This window comes from Huaxiibacter chinensis, from assembly GCF_022171985.1.
GTDB classification, from domain to species: Bacteria; Pseudomonadota; Gammaproteobacteria; order Enterobacterales; family Enterobacteriaceae; genus Enterobacter; species Enterobacter chinensis_A.
Map to the genome: position 1 here is coordinate 1 of NZ_JAJVHF010000032.1, position 5320 is coordinate 5320.

General features: G+C 39.9%; 5 protein-coding genes. All 5 read left to right on the forward strand.

Annotated features, from left to right (window positions below; translation table 11 throughout):
* The first annotated feature begins 105 nt into the window (after nt 1-105).
* Nucleotides 106-1452 (forward strand): ISNCY-like element ISLad2 family transposase, encoded by a 1347-nt coding sequence (locus LZP96_RS23555; protein ID WP_076611902.1) that lies wholly within the window; start codon nt 106-108, stop codon nt 1450-1452.
* 58 nt (nt 1453-1510) lie between these two features.
* Nucleotides 1511-2314, forward strand: coding sequence for a hypothetical protein (locus LZP96_RS23560; RefSeq protein ID WP_000589340.1), 804 nt, complete (start codon nt 1511-1513; stop codon nt 2312-2314).
* A 13-nt stretch (nt 2315-2327) separates the two neighbouring features.
* Nucleotides 2328-3689 (forward strand): FRG domain-containing protein, encoded by a 1362-nt coding sequence (locus LZP96_RS23565; protein ID WP_000482601.1) that lies wholly within the window; start codon nt 2328-2330, stop codon nt 3687-3689.
* Between the two features lie 152 nt (nt 3690-3841).
* Nucleotides 3842-4282, forward strand: coding sequence for a hypothetical protein (locus LZP96_RS23570; protein ID WP_016239970.1), 441 nt, complete (start codon nt 3842-3844; stop codon nt 4280-4282).
* Nucleotides 4283-4299: 17 nt separating this feature from the next.
* Nucleotides 4300-5106: a hypothetical protein gene (locus LZP96_RS23575; RefSeq protein ID WP_016239971.1), complete on the forward strand. Its 807-nt coding sequence runs from the start codon at nt 4300-4302 to the stop codon at nt 5104-5106.
* Nucleotides 5107-5320 lie beyond the last annotated feature (214 nt).

Genomic DNA, 5320 nt, shown 5'->3' on the forward strand with positions numbered 1-5320 from the left:
TGTTAGAACCATTTAGTAATGTCACTTTTTATCCAGATAGAAACGTCACCTTAGAGTAAGCTAAACTGAATGCAATTCTAAGGGGCTCAACGCATGTTGGTGACCATGTCAGATAAAGAGATCCACCGCCTACCGGTGATACAGGCAGTTTGTGAAAAGCGTCTACGCCGTCGTGATGCAGCATCACAGCTTGGCATTTCAGAACGTCAGGCGCAACGACTTATCAATCGTTACCGAGTTTCTGGTGCTGAAGGACTTGTCAGCCGCAAACGCGGCCAGCCCAGCAACCGCCGGTTGACCGAATCTCTCAAACTACGAGTACTCACGCTGATACGTGAAAACTACAGTGACTTTGGGCCCACACTGGCCGCAGAAAAACTCAGAGAGCGCCATAATATCCGGCTTTCAATCGAGACCGTCCGCAACTGGATGACGTCTGACGGACTCTGGGTCCCGCATGCTCGCCGTAAGTCACGGGTTTATCAACCCCGACATCGGCGTGATTGTCTGGGTGAACTTATCCAGATCGACGGCTCCCACCATGACTGGTTTGAAGGCCGTGCGCCAAAATGCTGCCTGCTGGTCTTTATCGATGATGCCACCGGGCGTCTGATGCATTTGCGGTTCAGCGAGTCAGAAACAGCCTTTGACTACATGCTGGCAACCCGGGAATACATCGAGCAGCATGGGAAGCCGGTATCGCTGTACAGTGACAAACACGCAATATTTCGCGTCAGTGGTCCGGAGAAACGCAATACCACCGTTACCCAGTTCGGACGTGTGCTTTATGACCTGGCAATCGAGCTTATTTGTGCCAACAGCTCTGAAGCTAAAGGCCGCGTGGAACGTGCGAATCAGACACTTCAGGATCGGCTGATCAAAGAAATGCGTCTGGAAGGTATAACCGGCATTGAGGCCGCAAATGCCTGGCTTGCCACTTTCATCGCTGACTTTAACAGCCGGTTTTCACGACCGGCTAAGTTCCCCAAAGATTTGCATCGTCCGGTGCAGGAAAGCCCCGATGAATTAAGAGACATCTTTGCCTGGCATGATGTTCGTACCGTGTCGAAATCACTGACCTTCCAGTACGATAAGATCCTTTATCTCATGGACACCACAGAAGAAAATAGCCGTCTTGCCGGTGAAAAAATTAAAGTACTGGATTATCCCGATGGCACCCTCGCCTTCCTCTATGGGCACCGGAGCCTTAAGTGCCAGGCATTTGATAAGCTGGCCTGTGTCGACCAGGGGCAGATTGTTGATAACAAACGTCTCGGGACTGTACTCCGACTGGCTCAGGTAAAACAGGATGAGCGGGAAAGCGAAGGCAAACGGGAACGAAGCAAAAAATCGCCCAGCCGTAAGGCTCAGGTGCGCATCCAGGAACAGCTCCGGGCTATCAATCCCGTTCTGGCAGACCCGAGCTTGTTTGTGGCAAGTTCAAAGCGATAGAATCGACCATCAGTGCTGCAAAGTACCGGAACAGTGAGTCCCCAAAAGGATACTTGAGATGATTAAATTCCCGACTACAAAGCGCGTTGATTTGTATAAAACTGCTGTCAGCTCTGAGCAATTACATCTAGATCTGGTTGCGGCTCAGGAGTTCATGTTCGATGCCTGGGAAAATGATGACCTGGAAGTTGTGCTGAAACTCATCAGAAAAGCTATCAAGAAATCCCCGCTCTGTGCTGACGCATACTCATTCTACTGCGAGATATCTCAAGAACCTCCTGAGTCAAAAATCGGGAAGCTGGAGACTGCTTTGTACGCAGCCAGCATTGCACTTGGCGAGGATTTTCAGGAGTTCGCAGGACGTTTCTGGGGATTTGTCGAAACACGTCCATATATGAGAGCAAAAGCAGCTTTGGCTGAGGCCTTATGGGAGTCTGGTAATTTTTATCCGGCTATGGCTCATAGCCGCGAAATGCTGAAGCTCAACCCGAACGATAACCAGGGGATTCGTCATTTATTAGCGAACTATTACCTTGAGCTTGAAATGGTGGATGATCTGGCCTTGCTACTGGACGATTATCCTGGGGATATGCGTTCGTTTTTTCAGTATACACGCGCCCTACTCGCCTACCGACAGTCATCCCCGGATGCCGATGATATCGCTAAAGCTGCGATTGATTCTAATAGACACATCCCCGGCTTGTTATCGAAGTGCAGATTACAGATCAAGTCTAACAGTGGATATATCACGTTAGGTGGAATGGATGAAGCCATTTATTATGTGAATCATAATATAAAGCCTTGGATTCGCACCTCTGGCGCAATTGATTGGATTGTAAATAATTCATTAAGTAAAATATAAGGATTTAGTTTTAATGTTTAATCTAATTATGGGCGGAGAACCTGACTATTTTGAACATTGGCCCATGTATGAACGGGTTAGTGGGAGTTGTGATTTTCCTATATCACGTATGTTAGAAGGCACCTCTGATGACATCCGGTTGAAGTTAACGCCTTTGAATGATAAAGCATTATCTTATATTGAGAAATTACCTACGCTTTTTATGTCAGAACTTTATTCCCGAGACAATGTTGAATACATTACTTTGCGACTTGGTGTAATTTCAAATCTACGAACAGTTAACAAAAATGTTGAGTTTGATTTCAGAATCACTCACTCACAAGATGATGTCGTAGTGATAAACAAAGAGTTATATCAAACAGCTTTAGAATTAGGTGCATATGGGCTGAAACGGACTCACTGGGGAATAAAAGCACGTGATTTAAATCAAACATTAGCACTTCTAAATATAACGACAAGAAGTACACCACTTCCTCCTACTGAAGCACTTCCTGATGAAGTTGATAACTACCCAATAATAGATAATGTTCAAAGTTTCATGGCGCGTGTTTTAGAACAAGATCATGAAGAAGATGCAGAAATATTTTATCGTGGACATTCTGATGTATCTTACGAGTTGGCTCCATCAGTTTTCAGGAAAAACAAAAAAGGTAACTTCAAGCATTTGCACAGTGAATCAAATTTAGTCCGTGAAGCCCTAACAGCAAGGCCAACTGAGTTTGTTGATGATAAAACAATGCTAGACAAGTTAGTAAGGATGCAACACTACGGACTACCAACTCGTTTGTTGGATATAACATCAAATCCACTAATCGCTCTGTATTTCGCTTGTTGCGACATTAGTAATAATGAAAATACAAATGAGGTTGATGGACATGTTATTATTTTCAAAACAAAAAGGGATCGTATAAAATTCTTTGACTCTGATACAGTAAGTTGCATATCAAATATATCAATGCTAAGTCAAACACTGAAAGATCAGCTGGATTGTAAAATGGACAAGGAGGCTTTCAATAAAACTGAAGCTTGTCAAAAACTCATACATTACATTAAAGATGAAAAACCTTATTTTAAAGATGTAATTATACCATCAGATTTGGAAAGGTTAATTTTCGTTAAAGGAAGAAATAATAATGAAAGGATGTCATCACAGTCAGGTGCATTCTTATTATTTGGGAATAATGCTGTTTATCCCGATTTAGTTTCAAACCCTGATGATGCTATGCAAGAGTTTAAAGTAGAAAAAATAGTGATCAGAAACAAAGCTAGAATACTTAAGGAACTCGCAAGGTTAAACATTACAGATGCGACAGTTTATCAAGGCATGGAAAGGACAATGAAACTAATTGCGGCCAAATTTTCCGCAGGAGATTGATCTTCATGTGGTTTTTTGACACACTAGCCTGTCGCTACTGGCATTGGTCCCTTGTATGCTAAGCATATGAACTCTGGTGTGTGTTGGACAGGAGCAATTAACCAGTCGTATAGTAAAATTTGAATGTAAAAATATAAAACAAGGAGTTGAGAATGAACCCCATTACTTTGAGTGAAATGAGTGATGAAGATGAAGAGGTAAAAATCATTTCTTCATATGAACCTCAAGATGATGAGATTGCGATCGTTTTTGATAGTTCAAAAATTACTGGAGGTAATGCACTGGATTTTTTCCAGTTCACCAAGCAATCACATTCTAATGTTAAAGTGTACGGAGATTCTAATGGTGTTTCGTACCTGCAATTAAACAGTATAACGTTAGCGTTAGGCACTTTCTTTGCCACATCAGTAATGATACCTTTTTTAGTAAATCTTGTTTCAAATTATATTCAGAAAAAAATTGATAACTTTGGAACTAGAGATATAGACGTTAAAGTCTCTATAATTAAAAAAAATAAATCAGGAAAACATGTGAAATACACTGTTTCTGGAAAAGTAGACGATGTTTTAAAAGTAATTAACAAAATCAAATAAAAATCTATATAGATATTATGAATATTCACGAAAAGTTAAAGCGTTGGATGTGTATTACTCAAGAAGATAGTGCTATTCTTGATTATCTTAATGCTGAGTTAAAAAAAGCTCAATCCTTGAGCTTGAATAATGAATCAAACAGATTGTTTTTATACAAAACAATTTTACTAGCCCATTTAAAATATATTCAAGTCATTAATTTACTTACAAGAGGTGATTTTTATGAAGCATGGGTAGAACTTGAAAGGATAGAAATAGATTTAATACATATTAAAGAAAATAATGAGTTTCTGCCTGAGGTTAATTTCTATGGTGTTAACTTCTTAGCGAGAATGGTATGTAATTGGCAGGCGTTATTCCCATATAAAATCTTCGGTAGTTCTCGTGAAATAATAAAAGAAGTGAAATGTTCAGTATGTAATACAACCCGTAGTTTTATTAATGATTGTGGTCATGTTAAAAATAAACTTTATAATGGAGTTCTTTGCTTTGATGAAGTGATCGATTTTGAATTAATTACTTATGACATAGTTAGTAATCCCGTTAACAAATGTAGTGTTTTTTTCTCCAATGATGGTGATCATTATAACTATTCAACTTTAATTAGTGTTGTCAAATACATACAATCCCCACATCAAATTTTCAATATTACGACCTGGAGATTTAAGGCGAAAGAACATGATGGAGTATTATCGCCAGAAAATATTTGTCCATGTGGAGATTCTTTAAAAAAATATGCAGATTGTTGTTTGCCACGTAATGGTATTTATAAAAAACATATAGATATTTGGTTTCCCTTCCCGTTGAATGTAGAACCTATTTAGAACCAGATATTCAATAACTAAAGATCCCGTTGACACAGATATTTCCATATTAAGATGTTTTCGTTATATTTTTATTCCAGTCTTTCATATTTAACTTTTGCTTTATTAATTGGTTGAGTGGGATAACGCAGCAGTCACATTAATATGATTACATAGGCTGAAAGTGCCCTTTCTATCTTGCACAAAGAGGTGACATTTTAAACTTGCTTTGACA